Source organism: Pseudomonas fluorescens group sp. PF-1 (assembly GCF_054481335.1).
This window is the reverse complement of the sequence record NZ_JBTMNG010000001.1, coordinates 2,515,213-2,534,836: the sequence shown is the minus strand read 5'-3', so window position 1 is coordinate 2,534,836 and position 19,624 is coordinate 2,515,213. Positions and strand designations below refer to the sequence as shown.

Sequence of the window (19,624 nt, the reverse complement as noted above, 5' to 3'; positions counted from 1 at the left end):
GGCGGGATGCCACCTCAACACCCAGGCGTCACAGATACCAGCGATATTCCCGGGCACTGATTTCCTGCATGAACGCCAGGTGATCCTGACGTTTGTTCTCGCAATACACATCGACGAACTCCGCCCCCAGGCCTTCGCGCAATTGCGGCTGATGCTGCATCGCGCGCACGGCTTCGAGCATTTCCACCGGGAAATCGATGCCACTGTTGCGGTCTTCGTTGAGCGGCGGGATCGGCTCCTTGCCTGCTTCCAGGCCATGCTCGAGCCCTACCAGAATCGCCGCCAGCACCAGATAAGGGTTGGCATCGGCACCGGCCAGGCGATATTCGATGCGCAGGTTTTTCGCGTCCGACTCCGGAATGCGCAGGCACGCATCGCGGTCTTCAAAGCCCCAGCTCGCATGGGTGGCCACGTTGGTCGTGCCGCCCAGGCGGCGATAGGCATTCTGGTTCGGCGCGAAGATCGGCATGCTGTGGGGCAGCAATTCCAGGCAACCGGCCACGGCATGGCGCAGGGGTTGCTGCTGGTTGGCGGCCAGCAGGTTTTTACCCTCGGCATCGTACAGGCTGACATGCACGTGCATGCCGCTGCCGGGGTGCTGCAAGTAAGGCTTGGCCATGAAGCTGGCGCGGTAGCCGTGCTTGAGCGCAACGCCACGGGTGCTGCGACAGAACAGCGCGGCCCAGTCGGCAGCACGCAGACCGTCGTCGAGATGCCCGAAGTTGATTTCGAACTGCCCCGGTCCCAGTTCCGCCGTAATCACCGTGGCATCGATGCCCTGGGCCCGTGACGCCTCGACCATTTCATCGAGCACCGGGGCAAAGCGCGTCAGGCGCTCGATGTGCATGTTCGGTTGATCGTCGGCATCGTCGGTCAGGTCATCGCGGGGGAATTGCGGCAAGCCGTCACGCAGCTTTTTATCGAACAGGTAAAACTCCAGCTCGAAGGCCACCACCGGATGAATGCCTTTGCGCGCCAGTCGATCCAGCACCTGCGCCAGCACTTCGCGCGGTTCGAAAACGATCGGCTTTTCGGTGCCGTCGGAAGTAATCAGCATCTGCCCCAGGGGCTGTGCTTCCCAGGTCACCGGTTTGAGCGTGCCAGGGACCAGGCGCCGCAGCGCGTCCGGGTCACCGTCGTTGAAGCAGTAGTCACCGATCTTGAACAACCCGCCCTGCACGCCCAGCAACACGCAGTTCTGCGGCAGCTTGAGCGCGCTGCCGGCCGCGACTTTTTCCAGCATCTCTACGGGATAACGCTTGCCGTAGAAGTGCCCGGGAATGTCCAGGGAAATCAGGTCGACATAACGCACCTCGGGGTAGCGTTGGCGAAAGGCACGCACTTCGGCGAGCAGATCAGAGCAGGCAGCATCCATCATGGTTGTTCCTTGGAAAGTTCTTGGGGTGGCGATCATGTGTAGACCCAGAGCACGCGCGTCAGCTGCTCGGTCAGGTTGCCGTAGCGGCAACGGGTGTGACTGTCGAATTGAAAACTGTCGCCGGCGCGCAACGTGACCGGCTCGTCGTCGCCCAGCCACAACGTCAACTCGCCCTCGAGCACGTAGCCGCCCTGCTCCGAGCTGTCGGTCAGGTGCCTGTCACCACTGCTGGCGCCGGCTTCCAGATGGCTTTCGAGCATCGAGAACGAAGCGCGCATCTTCGGCGATACCAGGATGTCGGTAATCCCGTTGGCGTAATACACGGTGCGGCGCTCGTCCGGCCGGGTCACCCACGGCAGGACCTTGGGTTTGGGCAAGCTATAGAAATAGGTGGTCGGCACGCCGAGGGTTTCACTGATCGCCGTCAGATCGGCCACTGTCGGCCGCGACAAACCGCGCTCGACCTGAGACAAAAACCCCACCGATCGACCGATCCGGTCTGCCAGCTCCTTCAAGGTGAACTTCTTGTGCTTGCGTAAATCGTGAATCAGGATCGCCAGCGCGGCGATTTCTTCTTGCTTGTTCATGACCGGGATTCCGCTGAATGACTCATCAAATGCTGTCGCGCAGTCGATACCAGGCTTTGCCGATCGCCTCCAGCGGCGCTGCCAGGTACTTGCCGCCGGGAAAGCTGCCATTACTCAAACCTTGATACAACGCCAACTCATCCGCCTGGCCGAGAATCGCATCCGACACCGCGCGCGCCGCTGCCAGGGTCGGCAGCACGCCGTGGCCGGAATACCCCTGTAGCCAGTAGCGATCCCCCTGGCGGCCAACATCCGGTGTGCGGTTCAGGGTCAGGTCGATGTGTCCGCCCCAGGCGAACGCCAGATCGACACCCTTGAGCTGTGGAAACACGCGTTCCAGGAATGGTCGCGTCGCCCTGGCGATGTCCTTGGGCATGCCACCCAGATAGGTGCAGCCACCGCCGAACAGCAAACGGTTGTCCGGGGTACGGCGGAAGTAATCGAGGACAAACTGGTTATCGGTGACGCACACATTGGTCGGCAGCAGCGAGGTGGCTTTCTCGGGCGTCAGGGGGGCGGTGGCGACCTGATAGGTCCCGACCGGCAACACACAACTGGCCAGCTTCGGGTCGAGACGATCCAGATAGGCGTTGCACGCCAGGACCAGCACATCGGCCCGGATCGACCCACGTTCGGTGTTCACCTGAAACCGACCGCCCTCTTCCCGATAGTTCAACGCCTTGCTTTGTTCATGGATACGGCCACCGGCACGCTCGATGGCGGCGGCCAGGCCCAGTGCCAGCTTCAATGGATTGAGGTGCGCGCCTTCGGGATCATAAAGGCCGGCCTGATAGCGCTCGCTGGCCACCCAATCGGGCAACTGCTCGCGGGGAATGAACTGCAAGCCGTCGTGACCCCACTTGTGACTGGCTTCGCGTTGCCATTCGGTCAACAGGCTGACCCGGCGCGGCATGACCGAAGTCCACAGGTGCCCGGCCCGATAGTCGCAGTCGAAGCCATGACGCCCGGGCAGTTCACGCAACTCCCCGGCGGCCCAGCGCATGCCGTCCCACAGGCGCCGGGCACGTTCATAACCCAGGGCAGCCTCCAGCGGCGGCATGTCGCACGACCAACCGAGAATGGCCTGCCCGCCATTGCGCCCCGATGCAGCCCAGGCCACGCGGCTGGCTTCCAGCAGCGTCACCCGTTTGCCGGCCAATGCCAGACGCAGCGCCGTGTGCAGCCCGCTGAAGCCAGCGCCGATGATCACGATTTCAGTGTCATGGTCTCCCACCAGCGCAGGTCGAGTGGTCAGGCGATTGGCGCAACTGTAGGCGTAGTAGCTCGCGACATGCTGGGTGGACTGCTGAAACATACGGGCCTCATGAAATTAATTTCTTATAATTTCATGAAAAAATACACCATAAATTTCACGAAGACAATGCGGATTGCATTGATCGTTCCCGGGCGGGCAGATCAACCTTCAGCTGCCCGCCCTGCCGACGTCCTGTTGCGGTGCCGGGCCGCTACTCTCTGAAAATTCCACCCAAACGCTTACAATCGCCCCCTTCACCGCAAATCAGCAGGCAACAAGGTTATGGCGCTCGACCCTCCCACAATGTTGACAATCTCGATCGCCCTCGCTGCGGCCGCCGCCCTGTATCTGGCGGTCGAATGGCGCAGCATCCGTGAATCTTCACTGCTGTTCTGGAGCGCGGGCTTCGCCACGATCACCGTGGGGTCTACGCTCGCCTTGCTGCGCATGAGCGGCCTTTTGTTGATTGGCATCTGGTTTGCCAATGGCCTGCTGGTCCTGGCCCACTGGCTTTTCCTGCTGGGCGTCGCGCGCTTTTCCCGGATACGCCTGTCTCGTGCCTGGTGGCTGATCGTCGTCGCCTGGTGTGCACTGCTGGCACTGCCGGATGACCCCTCGTGGTCGAAGATCATGCTGGTGGCCAATTCCTTGCTGGTGGCGCTGCCGACGCTGCGCGCCAGTTTCCTCCTGCGCCCCCATGGCAAGTCATTGAGCGTGGGCGCGGCACAGCTGCGCTTTGTGCTGTTGATCCATGGGCTGTTCTATCTGGCCAAGGCCATCTCGGTGGTTATTCCGGGCACGCTGATCGATCTGGCAGCCTTGCGGGGCGAAATCATTCAGATCTCGCTGGTCGAAGGCGCCATGGCGATCATGCTGATCGCCCTCTCGATGACCGGGACCGAACGCCACAGGCGGGAGGAGCAGATCGCCCGGCTGGCCGAACGCGATCCGTTGACCGCCCTGTACAACCGCCGAGCCCTGGAGGTACGGGCACCACGCCTGTTGGCTGAAGTCTCGAGCGCTCGCCCCGGTGCCCTGCTGTTGATCGATATCGACAACTTCAAACTGGTCAACGACCTCTACGGCCACACCGCAGGCGACCGCCTGCTGGTCGCACTCAGCGAGATGATTCGTTCGCATTCGCCCGAGGGCGCACTGGTGGCCCGGCTGGGCGGTGACGAGTTCGTCATCCTGCTGAGTGACACATCGAACGAGCACATCGTCGAGTTGGGCAACCTGCTGCGAGGCCGCTTTCACATCACGGCCTCACAAACCTTCGCCACGCCCGAAGCAGTGACCCTGAGCATCGGCGCCAACCTGTTCGACCATCCGCCCTCCAGCCTGGCAGCCTTGATCGAACAGGGCGATGCGGCGCTCTACGAGTCCAAGCGTGGCGGACGCGACAGCATCCGCCTGGTCGATCGAACCCTGCAGGTCACGAGCCCGTGACTGCACGCGTACGTCCGGAGCTGGCTTGCCAGCGATGGTCTAAAACATCCCGGGTTTAACCCGTTCATACGCGTTACCGTTAACGATCATCGCCAGCAGGCTGGCTCCTACAGATATTGAGCCCTTTTTTCACCCAATCACCCTGGCATACACCGAACGATCGACATTCCCGCCCGACAGAATCACGCCGACCTTTCTTCCCGCCATCGCTTCACATTCCTGCATCAACGCCGCCAGGGCCGCCGCGCCGGCGCCTTCGGCGAGATTGTGGGTATCGGTGTAATACACGCGCATGGCCTCGGCGATCTCATCCTCGCTGACCGATACGATTCGCGCCGCAGCCGCCCCGTAGATATCAAAGGCGGCGGGCACCGGTTTACGCACGGCCAGACCATCAGCGAAGGTATTGGCCGTGGCGGTTTCGAGGATTTCTCCCGCTTCAAAGGATAATTTGGCCGCCGCTGCCTCGGTGGACACCACCCCCACCACCCGGGTGTTCAGGCCCAACGCATCACGGGCGGCGATCACCCCGCAGATCCCCGAGCCACAGCCAATCGGCACGTAGACCGTATCCAGATCCGGTGCGGCCTTGAACAACTCCAGCGCATAAGTGGCCACACCCTTGACCAACTCGGCATGGAACGGCGGCACCAGGTACAGGCCATGCGCTTGCGCCAGGCGCGCGGCCTCTTCGCGGGCCTCGTCAAAATCGCGGCCGTACTCCACCACTTCGCCGCCAAAGCCGCGCATCGCGTTGTTCTTCTCCAGCGAATTACCTTGCGGCACGACAATCAACGCCCGCAAACCCGACGCGCTGGCCGCCAGCGCCAGACTCTGGCCATGGTTGCCGCGGGTCGCGCTGACGATCCCCCGCACCTCAGGGTGCGTACGCTTGAGCCAGTGCATGAAGGTAACGCCGCCACGCACCTTGAACGCACCGGTCGGCGTGTGATTTTCGTGCTTGACCCACACCGTGCAACCCAGGCGCTCGGCCAGCAAGGGCCACGCGTACTGGGCAGTGGCCGGCATGACCTGGTACACGTGGCGTGCCGCCTGTTCGATATCGTCGCGAGTCAGTCTGTGCATGAGGGGTCTCCCTGAGGTTTTGCCCAGTCTAGACAGGGCTTGATCACCCCGGCTTTCAGAAAACTGACCTGACTTTTGCGCCCCCTGTTCATTACTATGGCGGGCATGAACCATCGAAACCGCCCTCCACCCCCGCTCCCCTCTGAACCGGCCCGTCGTGTCGAGGCCGGGCCCTGGGCGATCGAGCTGCTGCCCGGCGCCGCTTATGCGACCCGATACGTGGCCACCCAATCAGCGATCGGCTTTGCCTTCGACAGCCAGCGAGGCCTGCACGCCATCGGCAGCGACCGGGTTTTGCCCTTCGACGCCATGCCCAATGGCCTGGCATTCGTCCCCGCCGGGTGCGACGTGCTGTCCGAGTCGCCCAAGGGCGGTGAATACCTGCGGGTCATGCGCACCGATGGCCTGCCGTTGGTGGGGGACCGCGCCTTCAACAATCGAATCGATCAACAGGCCATCACCCTGGCGCTGCGAATGCGCGCGGCGTTGTTACAGGCTTCGGTTGAGGATGACTGGGAAGCCTGGGCACTCGCCCTGGCTGAACGGACAAGCGATCACCAGGCAGGGGCGACACCCGCCCTGGGCGCCATCACCGCCAGCCGGATGCGATTGCTCGACGAGTTCATTGACGCCGGTCTCGACGGTCCGCTGGGTGTGCAGGCGATGGCGGACTTGCTGGGATTGTCCGAAGGTTATTTCATTCGAGCCTTCAAGCACGCAGCGGGCAAAAGCCCGCACAGTTACCTGATCGACCGGCGCCTGGCCAAGGCCCGCGCCCTGATGCGCGACTCAACCGCGACACTGGCAGAAATCGCCCACACCTGTGGCTTCAACTCCCAGGCGCACATGACGACCACGTTCAGGCAGCGCCTTGGCGTGAGTCCGGTACAGTTGCGTCGATAGCGCCCCTCGACGGGCGTCGCGTCTCTTCAGTCAGCCCCTTCCCGTACCGATCGCCTGACCTCAGCCTGTACGGCATAAGCCGGCGCCTCCACCGCATTGAAATCTTGTGTATAGCGCTGGGCAAATCCGTCTACCCCCCATTGCTGAAACTGCTGCACATGCTTCAGCTCGTGAGCCCAGAGCGCGAGGTTCTGTTCGGCGGATTGGGCATCACGGAACAGAATGATGTCGATGAGCGTCACGGCCCCCACATCGGGGTTTTGCAGCATGGCAGTGGCGGTGCTGAACTGGCCGTTGTCGCTGACTTTGTAGCGCGCGGCATCGAGGACACCAGGGTCGTACCAGCGCAACAGTTGCTCCCGGATATGCGCCGGGATGGCCTGGACGCCAGCGGCGGCTTCAGCGCGCGCTTGGGTCAGCCACAGCGCCAGGGCGGGTGCCGCGACCAGATGGATGTCTTCAGGCAAGGTGCCGAGCAACTGTCCCGGCAGGCAGATGCAACCGTCCAGACACACCTGTTTTTCGCCAGCCGGGCAGGCGTCGGCCGGGGCTGCCGTTTCAAACGTCAGACAAAGCAGCACTAGCGCCAGCAGGCGCGGGATGATGGATGGCATCGGGTGCTCCAGGGACGGACGCAGCGCAAGCAGTGAGTCGCCATCGATGACTGCCCCGCGCAGCTTCAGCGTAGTTGACCCGCTCCTGCTCGTGCAAAAGCCGCTGCCAGGGTCATCGACACCCCGGCAGCGGCCCGGTGATCCAACGCTTTCTTTTTTCGCTGATCGCCAAGCGACGGGTCAGCCAGCCTTACTCTGCCAATTGCAACCGCAACCGGCTACGACGGGACAGCCCCGCCTGCAAGGCGAACGCCACGATCACGGTTGAGGGTGCGGAAAAGCTGCTCAAGCCAGGGCCGGAAAACATCAGCGCCAGTCCCAATGCCGTGGCCCCAAACCAGGCGCCCAAGCCCGCCGAATTGAACGCTGTTACCCGTTCGAGCGACGCCACGTCACTGCGGCCGCAGCGTATCTGCGCCAACGCCACGCCGACCCAGGCCACGACGAAAATGCCTTGATAAGCCAGGGCCTTGAGCAGGTAGGCAAACACATCGGCGAGAATCAGGCCATACACGATCACCCCGACCGCCAGCGCCCACGCCAGGTACGAACCGCGCACGCCAAAACGCGCAAAGAACGCCTGCATGTTCATCGTCGCCAGGTAGTAGTTGGCGGTGTTGATCCGGGTTTGCGTGGCCCAGACGAACAACAATCCCCACAGCCCCATCAGTTGCAGGATCGCCATGACCACCGACACTTCGTTCAGCGCGCCTTCATGGGGAATGCTGCTGACCAGATAGATCCCCGCCGCGCCGTTGAGCAGAAAGGTCACCGCGTAGAACGGCATGCCGAAGTTCCAGCGGCCGTGGTATTCGGCGTCCTCGGGTTTGCCGAAACGGGCGTAGTCGAAGGTGAACAGCATCAGCACCCAAACGCCCATGTAGGCGACGAAGCAGTCCCACCAACCGAACGCGCTGGGGGTTGCCGGGCCGAAATCCAGCCATTGCGGCTGGTAGCCATAACGACTGATCGACAGCCCCACCGCCACCAGCAAGCCCCCCAGGTACACCGGCAACAACACGCCGTTGAGCTTGTCCAGCCAGTGCTGCACGCTGCCCAGGATCATCGGCACGCTGTACAGCACCACCAGCAATGCCGCCAGCGGGAACACCAGCTGCGGGTACAGGTGATTGAGCGCCACGGCGATCACCGAGCCTTCGAACACCGCGTAATAAATGGCCGTCGAGAAGAAGATCAAGGTCGCCAGACAGGCCCCGGTGCTGCCGAACAGCAACCTTGAAAACAAGGCCACCGACAAACCGCTGCGGATGGCGAAGCGACTGAGCACCGTGTTGACCAGGCCGTAGCTGATCACCGATAGCACCATGCCGATCAGCGCATTGCGGGCGCCGTACGACAACGCCAACGACGCGCCGACCACGATGTAGAACATTGCACTGCACACCGCCCACCAGGCCATGGTCAGGGACAATCGGCCCATGCGTGCGTCGGCGGGAACGGGGTGATTGGCCGGGTCTTGCCCGGTTTGACTCGATTGCGATAAAGCAGCCATATGCGTGAACTCCAGAACCAGTCAAAGGTTGAAGCGCGGGCAGCCGCCACCGCACCGAAGTGCGGCGTTGGCTAACCGTTTGGCATGACCCGCGCCGTGCGGCGGGCAGAATCAGGAAGGGAACAGCTTGCTCAGGCAGCTGAGTTTTTTCTTATAGGAACGTCGTGCTTCCAGTGCTTCTTCCAGGGTGACCGCTTTGAAACGGGCCTTCTGGTTGGGCTGCATCTGGCCGATCAAGTCGAGGTCGGCGCTGATCACGGTGCCAATCATCGCGTAGCCGCCACCGGACACCGCATCGCGGTGCAACACGATGGGTTCGAGCCCGGCCGGCACCTGGATCGAACCGATCGGGTAGCAACTGTCGACGATGTTCGAGGGATCGGAGCCGGCGCCGAAGGGTTGCTCGCGCGGCTGGAAGGTCAGCGCGCTGCCGCCCTTGAAGCGATAGCCGATGCGGTCCGCTTCGGAGCCGACGGTCCAGGCTTCGGCGAAAAAGCTGTCCGCCGCCGCGGGCGTCAAACGCTCGTAGTACAGCCCCGGTACGACGCGCAGGGTGATTTCGCCCCCCAGCGACTGCCGTAGCGCCATGGGCAGACTGGCCCCGGCGTGGCTCTTGCCACTGGCAATCCCCACGGGCAATTCGTCACCGGCCATCAGGCGCCGCCCTTGGAAACCGCCAAGCGCGCCCAAGGCGTAAGTCGAACGACTGCCGAGCACCAGCGGTACGTCGATGCCGCCGGCCACCGCCAGATAGGCACGCGCGCCGGCCTTGGGAAAATCGAAGCGCAACGTTTGCCCGGCCTTCACCGAGAACGCCGTGTCGTGATGCATCTCCACGCCATCGACCTTCGGCGTCATGTGCGCACCGCACACCGCCACCAGTGCGTCTTGCTGGAATTCCAGCTCCGGGCCCAGCAAGGTGCATTCAAGCGCCGCGGCCCCGGCCGGGTTGCCGACCAACTGGTTGGCCGCGCTCAACGCGTATTGGTCGAGTGCGCCGGAGGGTGGAATACCCAGGTGGTAGTAACCTTCGCGCCCCAGGTCCTGTACCGACGTGGCGAGGCCGGGTTTGAGTACCTTGATCATACCAGCACCTCCTGCAGCGACTTGGGATAGCCGACGGGATCGGCCAGAAAGGCATCCAGGGAAAATTCCACTGGCCGGATCCGCAGGTCGAAGCGCCCGCCTTCCACGTCGGCCACTGCCTGGTCATAGGCCTCACGGTCCATCGGCTTGAACTGCACGATGTCGCCCGGACGGAAGAACACCATGTGCTCCTTAAGGTACGCCAGGTTCTGCTGCGGGTCGTAGATCGGTGCCGGCGTGACGCCGAACATCTGGTAGCCGCCGGCACCGCGTACCGAGTAGATGCAGCCAAAGCAACCGCCATGCCCCAGAGTCAACTTCGGCGTGTCGGTGCGCGGTCGCAGGTACTTGGGCACTTGCAACTGACGCTCGCGCTCGACCATCTGGAACATGAACGGCAAGCCGGCGACGAAACCGACCATCGAGACAAACCATGGCGAACCACTGTGGGCGGCGATGAAGGCCTCGACGTCCGCCAGGCCGTTGATCCGCGCGGCGTACTCCAGGTCCGTCGCGCTCGGGTCCTGGTGACGGTCGCGAAAGCGCATCAGGGTTTCGTGGGTCCAGGGATCGTTATAGAGCACCGGGATTTCGATGATCCGGGTCTGCAAAGTGCGTTCGGCGACCGCCTCGGCCTCGGCTCCCTGCACGGCTTCGAGCAAGGTGTGTGGCGCGATGCGGTCCGGGTCGAAACGAATCTGGAACGAGGCATTGGCCAGGCACACATCGAGCACGCCATCCAGCGCCAGACGCTCCACCGCACGGGTGACCGCCATGCCCTTGAAGAATGCCTCAAGGGACATGCTGTCGCTGACTTCGGCAAACAGATGCTCATCAGCGCCAAAACTATAGCGGATTGCAGTGCTCATGCTTGACCTCCACTGCGGCGCTCGGCCAGCCAGGTTTCCAGGGTGCCGGTATGGAAGTCGGCGCTGTGCAGCCAGGGCTGCTCCAACAAATCACGGTGCAACGACAAGGTGCTGGCCATGCCGGTGAGCGTGGTCTGCTCCACGGCGATGCGGGCACGGGCCAGGGCCTCGGCACGGTCGCGACCATGGACGATCAGCTTGGCCAACAGCGAGTCATAGTAAGGCGGCACGCGGTAGCCTTGATAGAGATGGCTGTCGACCCGAACGCCCTCACCTTGCGGCCAGACCAGGGACTCGACCAGGCCCGGGCTGGGGAAGAAATCCCGTGCCGGGTCTTCGGCATTCAGGCGCATTTGCAGCGCCGCGCCATTGAGCCGGATATCGCTTTGCCTGAGGCCCAGCGGTTCGCCGCCGGCAATGCGCAACATCGCCTGAACCAGATCGATGCCGGTAATCAACTCGCTGACCGGATGCTCCACCTGAATCCGCGTGTTCATCTCGATAAAGAAAAACTCGCCGGTAGCGTCGTCATACAGGTACTCCAGGGTCCCCGCGCCCTTGTAGCCCAGGGACTCGGTGAGGCGCACGGCGCTGGCGCAGAGTGTCTCGCGTTGCTGTGGGTTGAGGGCCGGCGATGGCGCTTCCTCGAAAATCTTCTGCCGGCGACGTTGCAACGAACACTCGCGCTCGAACAAATGCACCGCGTGCTGACCGTCGCCCAACACCTGCACTTCGATATGCCGTGCCCGGCTGATGAAGCGCTCCAGGTACACCGCGCCGTTGCCGAACGCCGCCTGGGCTTCGCGCTGGGACCGGGGGAACTCTTCGGCCAGTTGTCCGGCGTTTTCCGCCAGGCGAATACCCCGTCCGCCACCGCCGGCCGAGGCCTTGATCAGCAGCGGAAAGCCCACGGCTTCAGCAGCCTTGAGCGCCGATTCGACATCGAACAGTTCACCGGGCGAACCGGGCACCACGGGCACGCCCGCTTCCTGAGCGGTGCGCCGGGCTTCAGCCTTGTCACCCATGCGCCGGATCGTCTCCGGGCTCGGGCCGACGAAAATGGCCCCGGCCCCCAGCACCGCCTCGGCGAAGTCGGCATTTTCCGAGAGGAAGCCATAACCGGGATGGACTGCATTGGCGCCCGTGGCTTTCAAGGCGCCGAGCAATGCCTCGACGTTCAGGTAACTCTTGTCAGCGCGGGCCGGGCCGAGAATATGCACCTCGTCGGCCATGCGCGCCGCCTGGGAATCGACATCCGCTTCGCTGCACGCGGCAACGGTGGGAATCCCCAGTTCCTTGGCGGCGCGGATAATCCGCACGGCGATTTCGCCCCGGTTGGCGATCAGTAATTTACGAATGCCTTGAGTCATGATCGCGCCCCTCACTCGTCGTCGAGCGTTGCGACAACCTGACCCGGCTCCACCGGATCACCGTCTTCGACCAGGAATGCGCTGAGGCGACCGGCCGTCCCGGCGGTCAGTTCGGAAAACTGCTTCATGACCTCGATCAGGCCAATCACCGTGTCGGCGCTGACCTGCGCGCCAACCTCGACGTAGTTCGCCGATTCAGGCGTGGCTTTGCGATAGAAGGTCCCTGGCAATGGGGTGATGACAGCGTGTTCGGCCATGTCTGTTCCTCTTGGAATAGTTGTAGAAAGGCAGGCAAAAAAATGAATCGTTATTCAATCCCGGGCGTCTGTGTGCCCGATGATTCGTGCTGATTCAGCGCGGCGCGCGAACCTTGATCCCGGCGGTATCGAGCGCGTTGCGGGTGGCTTCGACCAACGCCAGCGCACCGGGGGTGTCGCTGTGCAGGCAGATGGAATCGAATTCGATCGCCAGGTCTTCACCTTCTACTGTGCGCACCACGCCTTCCTGGCAGGCACGCAGCACCCGTGCCGCCACCTGGGCAGGGTCGTAGGCGCGTACGTTGCGGGTAAAGACGATGGAGCCGCTGAGGTCGTACTCACGGTCGGCATAGAACTCGCGAATCACCGGTTGGCCGAGTTCCTTGGCGACGCGCCAGATCACCGAGTCAGGCATGCAATACAGCAGCAACTCGGGCTCCAGGCGCTGGAGGTTTTCCACCAGCAAACGCGCGGCTTGCTCGTCCCGGGCCAGGTGCATGTACAGCGCGCCGTGGGGCTTGATGTGTTGCAGCGCCACGCCATGGACCCGGGCGAGTTCACGCAGGGCGCCCAACTGGTAAAGCATGTCGTCGACCAGTTCCTGGGCCGGGGCGTTGATGTGCCGGCGACCAAACCCGACCAGATCGCGAAAGCCTGGATGCGCACCGACCGCCACACCCAGGGCCTTGGCCCGTTCGACCGTGCGGCGCATGGTGCCGGGGTCGCCGGCATGGAAACCGGTGGCGACGTTGGCCGAGCTGATGAACGCCATCAGTTCATTGTCGACGCCATCGCCGATGGTCCACGGGCCGAAGCCTTCGCCCATGTCCGAGTTGAAATCTACTGCTTGCATGACGCTTGCTCCTGACGCTTGTGACTTCATGCAAGCCAAGTTAAATTCCGGCCACCCCCTTGGGAAGATCTATTATCAGAGGGCCCATCTTCTGAAAAACAGATAGCTCTGAAAATCAGATACCCCGTCATCCGGAGTGCCCATGTCACTGACCCTGCGCCAGGTCCGCTACTTCGTCGCCACCGCCGAGATCGGACAGATCTCCCAGGCGGCGATTCATTTGAATATTTCCCAGTCGGCGGTGACCACCGCGATCAAGGAACTGGAGGGAATTCTCGGCACGCTGTTGTTCCAGCGCTCGGCCCAAGGCATGAGCCTGACCGATGCCGGGCGACATTTTCTCAACCGGGCCTACGTGATTTTGCGCAGCGTCGATGACGCGTTGAACAGTCCGCTGCCAGACGTCCGCGCCAGCGGCCTGTTGCGGTTGGCGGCGAGCTACACGGTGATCGGCTACTTCCTGCCGCACCACCTGCAACGGCTTGAGCATTGGCATCCGGACGTGGCCATCGAAGTCCACGAACAGGAGCGTACGGCCATCGAGCAAGGCCTGCTGGAGGGCCGCTTCGACATGGCGGTGGTGCTCACCGCGAACCTGACTCACCCGGACATCGTTTCGGAGATCCTCTTCAATTCCGAGCGCCGGCTATGGCTGCCCAGCCACCATCCCTTGTGCGAACGCTCGGCCGTCAGCCTTGCCGACGTGGCGAAGGAACCTTACATCCTGCTGACCGTCGACGAGGCCGAACAAAGCGCCATGCGTTACTGGGAACATGCCCACCAGCAGCCGAACGTGCGGGTGCGGACGAGTTCGGTGGAAGCGGTGCGCAGCATGGTCGCCAATGGCAGCGGCGTGGCGATCCTCTCGGACCTGGTGCACCGCCCCTGGTCGCTGGAGGGCAAGCGCATCGAAACCCTGACCGTCACCGACAAGGTCACGCCCATGAGCGTCGGCCTGGCCTGGCATCGAGAACGGGAATTCAGCCCGGCGATGCAGGCCTTTCGTAACTACTTCCACGACGCTTTTCTGGCGCCACAACAGCTCTCTGCACGTCGATAAAAAGCAGCAAGCATTCAAAAGTTAACGTCTAGACTTCATCGAAGGCAGGTTGCAGCCAGGCTCCGCACCCATAACAAAAAGCCACCCGAAACCCAGGGAGCTCCGACTTTGAAAATGTCATCCATCTGCGCCATGGGGAGCCTGTTGGTTTCGTTCGCGGCTTGCGCCAACGGGATCGTCCCCGTGCTCGACCTGGACTTCACGAGGTCAGCGACTGAAACCCTGAAAAAAATGGGGATCAACGACGCTTGTGTTATCAGAGCCTCAAACCCTGTCTCGTTCACCTACTGCCGTGAAGGATCGTCAACGCTCTGGAAATATCAGGACCTGGACCTGACGCAACTGGCAGCGATCAACGCCGACAAAAAGCTATCCCCGGCGGCGGCCCAGCAAATCAGTGTTCTGGAATTCAATAGCGCGATCTGTGAACACGAGGGTGCCGCTACCCTTGCAAAACCGTCAATGGCTCGCTGGCTTGCCTTCAGCCTGCTGGCGCTTTTCGTGCTGCTGGGTTTGCGCTACACCTACCAGACCCTTCGACCTCGCCGCCATGACCTCAACGCCTGTTCGAATCCCGGCTTGCTGCCATTGAACGAAACCCTGCCCCGGTTCAACCCATCGAAAAAAGCCGCAACGGCGCTGGGTATTGCCTTGGCGCTGGCACTCGTGTGCTTCAGCTACCTGGGATTTTGAGCAGGGCCAGCGGTTTTTCGCGCCCCCAACGGCCGTCTCGAGCAATAGCCTCGATCCGGATCAGCCGCATGCCCCAAATGCGCATGGAACCGGCTGCCGCCGAGCCCTCTCGCGGTCGCGGCACGCCGGTTCACGAAACCCGAACCCATCGGGAAATGCCGCCTATACTGCAGCCCGGTGTCGATAGAGAAACGGTCAAAATCGCCAGCCATTCTGCCGGTTCCCCATCCAGCCGCCCTGATTGTCTGCCCCAAGGACCTGACAGATGAATGTGATCGACTATTTTGATCGAGCAAAAATCATCAATATCGCGTCGAGGAAGGATCGCCGTCTCGAAACGGAAGAAGAATTCGCTCGCAACGGCTTTCACATAGATGATGAAAAAGTAGGCTTTTTCAAGGCTGTTACGCCCACCGAGGGAGAAGGCTTCCCGAGCGTCGGGGTCAGAGGCTGCTTTTTGAGTCACCTGGGGGTGCTCGAAGAGGCCATGCGCCTGGATTTGAAAAACATCCTGATCCTGGAGGACGACATACAGTTTTCCAGACGCATTTCCCAGTATGGAAAACAGGCCATCGAGGCGCTGGATGGCATGGACTGGGACATCATCTATTTTGGGCATCCGGTTGAAACGGACTCAAGCATGCCCACCTGGAAAGTGGTCGACCAACCCATCCATTTGGCCCATTTCTACGCCGTGAACGGCAAATGCTTCGGCACATTGAGGGATTTTTTATTGCAGATTCTGGAGCGACCGCCAGGACACCCTGACGGCGGTCCGATGCACTATGACGCGGCCCTCAATACCCTTATCCATCAGAACAACGCCATTCGGGCTTACTACTTCACCGCCAATCTCGGCTATCAAAGACCCTCGCGCACGGACCTGCATGAACTGTCCTTCTTTGACAGGGTGTCTGTGCTGCGGCCGGTCATCGGTTTGCTCAGGAAATTGAAGGCCAGAAACCTGAGAAGGACTCGATAGTGTGCTCTTTCTTCAGCAAAACGCTGGACCCTTGAGCCATATATAAAGACGCGCAAGGCATGGGTGGGGGGTGGGAGACAGGTTTTCTCTAAAACTGAACAACCCCCTCTCGATTATTCATTTTTGCAAACACTCATTCAGGATTACCGTGGCGCCAAAGGCTGACAGACCGTCGGCCCGAATCGTAATCAGGCAGGTCGACTGCCTTTTTGTCCCCCACGAGGTAAGCCCCATGTCCGTACAAACCCTGACTGTGCACGCCCCTTACAATGGCGCCGTCGTCGGCCAGGTGGCGGTGTCCACCGAGGCGGATGTCGAGCAGGCGCTGAGCGTCGCCCATGGCATTTTTCGCGACCGCAGCCAGTGGTTGTCCAAGCCGCAACGTATTGAAATCCTGCAACGCGCCGCCGGGTTGATCGCCGCGCGCAAGGTCGAGATTGCGACCCAGGCGGCCAGCGAAGGCGGCAAGCCGCTGAAGGACTCGATCACCGAAGTCGAGCGCGGTATCGATGGCATCCTCAACTGCATCGAGGTGCTGCGTACCGAGGGCGGTCACGTGATTCCGATGGGACTCAACGCCACCTCGCAGAACCGTGTGGCCTTCACCCAATACGAGCCCATCGGTGTGGTCGCCGCCGTATCGGCGTTCAACCATCCCTTCAATCTGATCGTGCATCAGGTGGTGCCCGCCATCGCCGTCAGTGCCCCGGTGATCGTCAAGCCGGCGGCCAACACCCCGCTCAGTTGCCGCACGCTCCTGCAAATCCTGGCCGAGGCCGGCCTGCCAACTGGCTGGGCGCAGATGGTGCTGCCGACCGATAACGCCGTCACCGGCAAGCTGGTCGCGGACCCGCGTGTGGGTTTCTTCAGCTTCATCGGCTCGGCGGCCGTCGGCTGGATGTTGCGCTCAACCCTGGCACCCGGCACTCGCTGCGCGCTGGAGCATGGTGGCGTGGCGCCGGTGATCCTCGCCGCGGACGCCGATCTCGATGACGCCCTGCCGCGCATCGCTCGTGGCGGTTTCTGGCACGCCGGGCAAGCCTGCGTGAGCGTGCAACGGATCTTCTGCCATCGCAGCATCGCCGAACAGGTCGCCGTCCGCCTGGGCCAGTTGGGCGATGCCATGGTGGTCGGTGATCCGACCGATATCCGTACCGATGTCGGTCCGCTGATCGCCGAACGTGAAGTGCGTCGCGTGGACCAATGGGTCAATGCAGCCGTCGTCGGCGGGGCCCGTTTGATCTCGGGCGGTCGCGTTCTGGACTACAACGGCTATGCGCCGACCGTGCTGCTCAACCCGCCCATCGATTCGAATGTGATGCAAAAGGAAGTGTTCGGCCCGGTGGTGGCGGTGTACGCCTATGACGATCTGGCCGATGCGATCCAACTGGCCAACGCCCTGCCCTATGCCTTCCAGGCCGCAGTCTTCACCCGCGATCTGGACACCGCCATGCAGTGCTATCAGGACCTCGACGCCACGGCGGTGATGGTCAACGAGAACACGCTATTCCGCGTCGACTGGATGCCGTTCGCCGGAGCGCGCCTGTCGGGGCATGGCGTGGGAGGCATTCCACACACCATGAAAGAGATGCAGATCGAAAAGATGATGGTCTGGCGCTCCCGGGCGGTTCGCGGCTGATTGAGTCTCGCCGGCCCAGGATCGCTACAGGTCCGCCCACTCCCGGACGGCCTGTGCGAACAATCGTAGTGCTATCGGTGGATGACGGTTGGCCGGGTAATACAGGCAAAGCCCGGAGTAATTCGGGCTCCATTGCGCCAGCAGATGGATCAACCGGCCGGCCTGCAAGTGATCGGCAACCTGCGCTTCGGGCACCCACGCCACCCCGACCCCGGCCAGTGCGGCTTCGATCATCAGGTTCACGTTGTCCATGGTGATCTGCCCTTCCACGTCAAGGCTGGCGCTTTGCCCGTCGTGCTTGAAATCCCAGCGGAACAGTCCACCGCTGGTAAAACGAAACCGAATGCAGCGGTGCGCTTTCAAATCCTGGGGAGCCTGCGGTGCCGGATGGCGCTCAAGGTACTCGGGCGAGGCGACCGCCGCGAAACGCAGGTCCGGCCCGAAACGGACGGCGATCATGTCTCGCGGCACATCATCGAACAGCCGGATGCCAGCGTCGAAACCATCGCCCACAATGTCTTGCAGCTTGCTGTCGGCCACGAACTCGATATGGATGTGCGGATAACGGGCCACGAAATCCGGAACGACGTGGCGAATCAGCGGCCGGATCGACGATTCCGAGGCGCTGATGCGGATGGACCCCGAAGGCGAGATTCGGGCGGAAGTGACGTCATTGACCACCTTCGCCAGATCGTTCATGAGCGGCCGTACGCCCTTGAGCAACTGCTCCCCCGCCTCTGTCAATGCCACCGAGCGCGTGGTGCGGTTGAACAGGCGCATTTCCAGGCGCGCTTCCAGGTTGCGCATCGAGTGACTGAGCGCGGAAGAAGACACCCCCAGCACCCTCGCCGCCCCACTGAAACTGCGCTGTTCAGCGATCGCGATGAACGCTGTGAGCCCCGGTAAATCTGCGCGAATCATTGATGAATTTTCCTCACTAACCCATGTACACGAGCCTATATTGTTGAGGTCTAAACAGCAATATAAGGTAACGGCACACCTTGAACGGAGACGAAAACATGCACACGCGATTGTTGGGCAAAAGCGGTCTTGAAGTGTCAGCCATCGGCATGGGTTGCATGGGCATCAGTTACGGCTATGGACCGGCGATGGACAAAGCCGAGGCCATCAGTTTGATACGCGGCGCCTTCGAGCACGGCGTGACGTTCTTCGATACCGCCGAAGCCTACGGCCCATTCACCAATGAATCACTGTTGGGCGAAGCCCTGGCGCCGTTTCGTGAGCAGATCGTGATTGCCACCAAATTCGGTTTCAAGAACGGCGAGGTGGCGCAGGGTCTGGACAGCCGCCCGGAACACATCCGTGCAGTGACCGAGGCTTCGCTCAAGCGCTTGAAGACCGATTGCATCGATCTCTTGTACCAGCATCGCGTCGACCCCGATGTGCCCATCGAAGACGTCGCCGGCACCGTCCAACAACTGATCGCCGAAGGTAAAGTCAAACACTTCGGTTTGTCCGAAGCCGGCGCGCAGACGATTCGTCGGGCCCACGCCGTACAACCTGTCACCGCCCTGCAAAGCGAGTATTCGCTGTGGTGGCGAGAGCCGGAAAAGGAAATCCTTCCCCTGCTTGAGGAACTGGGCATCGGTTTTGTGCCATTCAGCCCTTTGGGCAAGGGGTTCCTCACGGGCGCCATCGATGCCGCAACAACGTTCGCGGCCGATGACTTTCGCAATGTCGTGCCGCGCTTCAACGAAGAAAGCCGTCGTGCCAATGCCCAACTGGTCGAGGCCCTCGGCCACATCGCCGACAGCAAAGGCGCCACCCGGGCGCAGATCGCCATCGCCTGGCTGCTGGCGCGCCAACCATGGATCGTGCCGATTCCGGGGACGACCAAACTGCATCGTCTCGAGGAAAACCTCGGCGCGGCGTTCATCGAACTGGGCCCGCAGGACCTGGCCACTATCGAAGCCGCCCTGCAGCAGATTCAAATTGTCGGCGACCGTTACCCGGCACACCTGCAACAACGGGTCGGCCGTTGATACCACGCACCACCCGGCGCCTGACCG

Annotated in this window: 19 protein-coding genes; 7 read left to right on the top strand and 12 right to left on the bottom strand. The window is 62.1% G+C overall.

What is annotated here, in order from left to right; translation table 11 throughout:
* Positions 1–28: 28 nt before the first annotated feature.
* Genes ACX3YD_RS12120 through ACX3YD_RS12110 form a run of 3 tightly spaced genes read right to left on the bottom strand, consistent with a single transcriptional unit; the run spans position 29 to position 3,280 of the window.
* A complete protein-coding gene (locus ACX3YD_RS12120; RefSeq protein WP_458960412.1) occupies positions 29–1,375 on the bottom strand; it encodes a glutamine synthetase family protein in 1,347 nt (448 codons plus the stop codon).
* Positions 1,376–1,410: 35 nt separating this feature from the next.
* Positions 1,411–1,965, bottom strand: coding sequence for a helix-turn-helix domain-containing protein (locus ACX3YD_RS12115; RefSeq protein WP_103404395.1), 555 nt, complete (start codon positions 1,963–1,965; stop codon positions 1,411–1,413).
* A gap of 25 nt (positions 1,966–1,990) precedes the next feature.
* On the bottom strand, positions 1,991–3,280 hold the full coding sequence (locus ACX3YD_RS12110) for an NAD(P)/FAD-dependent oxidoreductase (RefSeq protein WP_458960066.1): 1,290 nt from the start codon (positions 3,278–3,280) through the stop codon (positions 1,991–1,993).
* A gap of 222 nt (positions 3,281–3,502) precedes the next feature.
* Between ACX3YD_RS12110 and ACX3YD_RS12105 the strand changes: the two genes are divergently transcribed.
* Positions 3,503–4,669 (top strand): GGDEF domain-containing protein, encoded by a 1,167-nt coding sequence (locus ACX3YD_RS12105; protein WP_458960065.1) that lies wholly within the window; start codon positions 3,503–3,505, stop codon positions 4,667–4,669.
* 129 nt (positions 4,670–4,798) lie between these two features.
* On the opposite strand, the gene ACX3YD_RS12100 is transcribed toward ACX3YD_RS12105, so the two are convergent.
* The gene (locus ACX3YD_RS12100; protein ID WP_458960064.1) at positions 4,799–5,755 is read right to left on the bottom strand and encodes a threonine dehydratase; all 957 of its coding nucleotides are present in this window, start codon (positions 5,753–5,755) and stop codon (positions 4,799–4,801) included.
* 96 nt (positions 5,756–5,851) lie between these two features.
* Here ACX3YD_RS12100 and ACX3YD_RS12095 point away from each other — a divergent pair, with 96 nt between their 5' ends.
* Positions 5,852–6,658, top strand: a complete 807-nt coding sequence (locus ACX3YD_RS12095; RefSeq protein WP_458960411.1) for a helix-turn-helix transcriptional regulator — start codon at positions 5,852–5,854, stop codon at positions 6,656–6,658.
* Positions 6,659–6,684: 26 nt separating this feature from the next.
* Here ACX3YD_RS12095 and ACX3YD_RS12090 read toward each other — a convergent pair whose 3' ends face one another.
* The 7 genes from ACX3YD_RS12090 to ACX3YD_RS12060 form a co-directional block, all read right to left on the bottom strand.
* Positions 6,685–7,272, bottom strand: a complete 588-nt coding sequence (locus tag ACX3YD_RS12090) for an eCIS core domain-containing protein (RefSeq protein ID WP_458960063.1) — start codon at positions 7,270–7,272, stop codon at positions 6,685–6,687.
* A 190-nt stretch (positions 7,273–7,462) separates the two neighbouring features.
* A complete protein-coding gene (locus tag ACX3YD_RS12085) occupies positions 7,463–8,785 on the bottom strand; it encodes a purine-cytosine permease family protein (RefSeq protein ID WP_458960062.1) in 1,323 nt (440 codons plus the stop codon).
* 111 nt (positions 8,786–8,896) lie between these two features.
* The gene (locus ACX3YD_RS12080; protein WP_458960061.1) at positions 8,897–9,871 is read right to left on the bottom strand and encodes a 5-oxoprolinase subunit C family protein; all 975 of its coding nucleotides are present in this window, start codon (positions 9,869–9,871) and stop codon (positions 8,897–8,899) included.
* Entirely contained in the window at positions 9,868–10,740 is an 873-nt protein-coding gene (locus tag ACX3YD_RS12075) for a 5-oxoprolinase subunit B family protein (protein ID WP_458960060.1), read from the bottom strand. The genes ACX3YD_RS12080 and ACX3YD_RS12075 overlap by 4 nt, the downstream gene beginning before the upstream one ends.
* Positions 10,737–12,110: an acetyl-CoA carboxylase biotin carboxylase subunit gene (locus tag ACX3YD_RS12070; protein WP_047530165.1), complete on the bottom strand. Its 1,374-nt coding sequence runs from the start codon at positions 12,108–12,110 to the stop codon at positions 10,737–10,739. Before ACX3YD_RS12070 ends, ACX3YD_RS12075 begins: the two co-directional genes overlap by 4 nt.
* 11 nt (positions 12,111–12,121) lie before the next feature.
* The gene (locus tag ACX3YD_RS12065) at positions 12,122–12,367 is read right to left on the bottom strand and encodes an acetyl-CoA carboxylase (protein WP_047530167.1); all 246 of its coding nucleotides are present in this window, start codon (positions 12,365–12,367) and stop codon (positions 12,122–12,124) included.
* Positions 12,368–12,461: 94 nt separating this feature from the next.
* On the bottom strand, positions 12,462–13,220 hold the full coding sequence (locus ACX3YD_RS12060) for a 5-oxoprolinase subunit PxpA (protein ID WP_047530169.1): 759 nt from the start codon (positions 13,218–13,220) through the stop codon (positions 12,462–12,464).
* A 142-nt stretch (positions 13,221–13,362) separates the two neighbouring features.
* On the opposite strand from ACX3YD_RS12060, the gene ACX3YD_RS12055 reads away from it, so the two are divergent.
* The 4 genes from ACX3YD_RS12055 (at position 13,363) to ACX3YD_RS12040 (ending at position 17,594) form a co-directional block, all read left to right on the top strand.
* Positions 13,363–14,280, top strand: a complete 918-nt coding sequence (locus ACX3YD_RS12055; protein WP_090462567.1) for a LysR family transcriptional regulator — start codon at positions 13,363–13,365, stop codon at positions 14,278–14,280.
* 114 nt (positions 14,281–14,394) lie between these two features.
* Positions 14,395–14,973: a hypothetical protein gene (locus ACX3YD_RS12050; protein ID WP_458960410.1), complete on the top strand. Its 579-nt coding sequence runs from the start codon at positions 14,395–14,397 to the stop codon at positions 14,971–14,973.
* A gap of 265 nt (positions 14,974–15,238) precedes the next feature.
* Complete coding sequence (locus ACX3YD_RS12045) at positions 15,239–15,955, top strand: glycosyltransferase family 25 protein (RefSeq protein WP_103404370.1); 717 nt, start codon at positions 15,239–15,241, stop codon at positions 15,953–15,955.
* A gap of 232 nt (positions 15,956–16,187) precedes the next feature.
* Positions 16,188–17,594: an aldehyde dehydrogenase family protein gene (locus ACX3YD_RS12040; protein WP_458960059.1), complete on the top strand. Its 1,407-nt coding sequence runs from the start codon at positions 16,188–16,190 to the stop codon at positions 17,592–17,594.
* Positions 17,595–17,618: 24 nt separating this feature from the next.
* Here the strand turns inward: ACX3YD_RS12040 and ACX3YD_RS12035 are convergent, their stop codons facing one another.
* Positions 17,619–18,515, bottom strand: a complete 897-nt coding sequence (locus ACX3YD_RS12035) for a LysR family transcriptional regulator (protein ID WP_458960058.1) — start codon at positions 18,513–18,515, stop codon at positions 17,619–17,621.
* Between the two features lie 98 nt (positions 18,516–18,613).
* On the opposite strand from ACX3YD_RS12035, the gene ACX3YD_RS12030 reads away from it, so the two are divergent.
* Complete coding sequence (locus ACX3YD_RS12030) at positions 18,614–19,597, top strand: aldo/keto reductase (RefSeq protein ID WP_458960057.1); 984 nt, start codon at positions 18,614–18,616, stop codon at positions 19,595–19,597.
* The last annotated feature ends 27 nt before the right edge of the window (positions 19,598–19,624 follow it).

Bases quoted from the DNA above. Each gene is read 5' to 3' on its own strand.
- ACX3YD_RS12045 (WP_103404370.1), top strand. From the start codon at position 15,239: ATGAATGTGATCGACTATTTTGATCGAGCAAAAATCATCAATATCGCG.
- ACX3YD_RS12060 (WP_047530169.1), bottom strand. From the start codon at position 13,220: ATGCAAGCAGTAGATTTCAACTCGGACATGGGCGAAGGCTTCGGCCCG.
- ACX3YD_RS12070 (WP_047530165.1), bottom strand. From the start codon at position 12,110: ATGACTCAAGGCATTCGTAAATTACTGATCGCCAACCGGGGCGAAATC.
- ACX3YD_RS12110 (WP_458960066.1), bottom strand. From the start codon at position 3,280: ATGTTTCAGCAGTCCACCCAGCATGTCGCGAGCTACTACGCCTACAGT.
- ACX3YD_RS12075 (WP_458960060.1), bottom strand. From the start codon at position 10,740: ATGAGCACTGCAATCCGCTATAGTTTTGGCGCTGATGAGCATCTGTTT.
- ACX3YD_RS12040 (WP_458960059.1), top strand. From the start codon at position 16,188: ATGTCCGTACAAACCCTGACTGTGCACGCCCCTTACAATGGCGCCGTC.
- ACX3YD_RS12100 (WP_458960064.1), bottom strand. From the start codon at position 5,755: ATGCACAGACTGACTCGCGACGATATCGAACAGGCGGCACGCCACGTG.
- ACX3YD_RS12105 (WP_458960065.1), top strand. From the start codon at position 3,503: ATGGCGCTCGACCCTCCCACAATGTTGACAATCTCGATCGCCCTCGCT.
- ACX3YD_RS12120 (WP_458960412.1), bottom strand. From the start codon at position 1,375: ATGGATGCTGCCTGCTCTGATCTGCTCGCCGAAGTGCGTGCCTTTCGC.
- ACX3YD_RS12050 (WP_458960410.1), top strand. From the start codon at position 14,395: ATGTCATCCATCTGCGCCATGGGGAGCCTGTTGGTTTCGTTCGCGGCT.
- ACX3YD_RS12055 (WP_090462567.1), top strand. From the start codon at position 13,363: ATGTCACTGACCCTGCGCCAGGTCCGCTACTTCGTCGCCACCGCCGAG.
- ACX3YD_RS12085 (WP_458960062.1), bottom strand. From the start codon at position 8,785: ATGGCTGCTTTATCGCAATCGAGTCAAACCGGGCAAGACCCGGCCAAT.
- ACX3YD_RS12030 (WP_458960057.1), top strand. From the start codon at position 18,614: ATGCACACGCGATTGTTGGGCAAAAGCGGTCTTGAAGTGTCAGCCATC.
- ACX3YD_RS12035 (WP_458960058.1), bottom strand. From the start codon at position 18,515: ATGATTCGCGCAGATTTACCGGGGCTCACAGCGTTCATCGCGATCGCT.
- ACX3YD_RS12115 (WP_103404395.1), bottom strand. From the start codon at position 1,965: ATGAACAAGCAAGAAGAAATCGCCGCGCTGGCGATCCTGATTCACGAT.
- ACX3YD_RS12080 (WP_458960061.1), bottom strand. From the start codon at position 9,871: ATGATCAAGGTACTCAAACCCGGCCTCGCCACGTCGGTACAGGACCTG.
- ACX3YD_RS12095 (WP_458960411.1), top strand. From the start codon at position 5,852: ATGGCGGGCATGAACCATCGAAACCGCCCTCCACCCCCGCTCCCCTCT.
- ACX3YD_RS12090 (WP_458960063.1), bottom strand. From the start codon at position 7,272: ATGCCATCCATCATCCCGCGCCTGCTGGCGCTAGTGCTGCTTTGTCTG.
- ACX3YD_RS12065 (WP_047530167.1), bottom strand. From the start codon at position 12,367: ATGGCCGAACACGCTGTCATCACCCCATTGCCAGGGACCTTCTATCGC.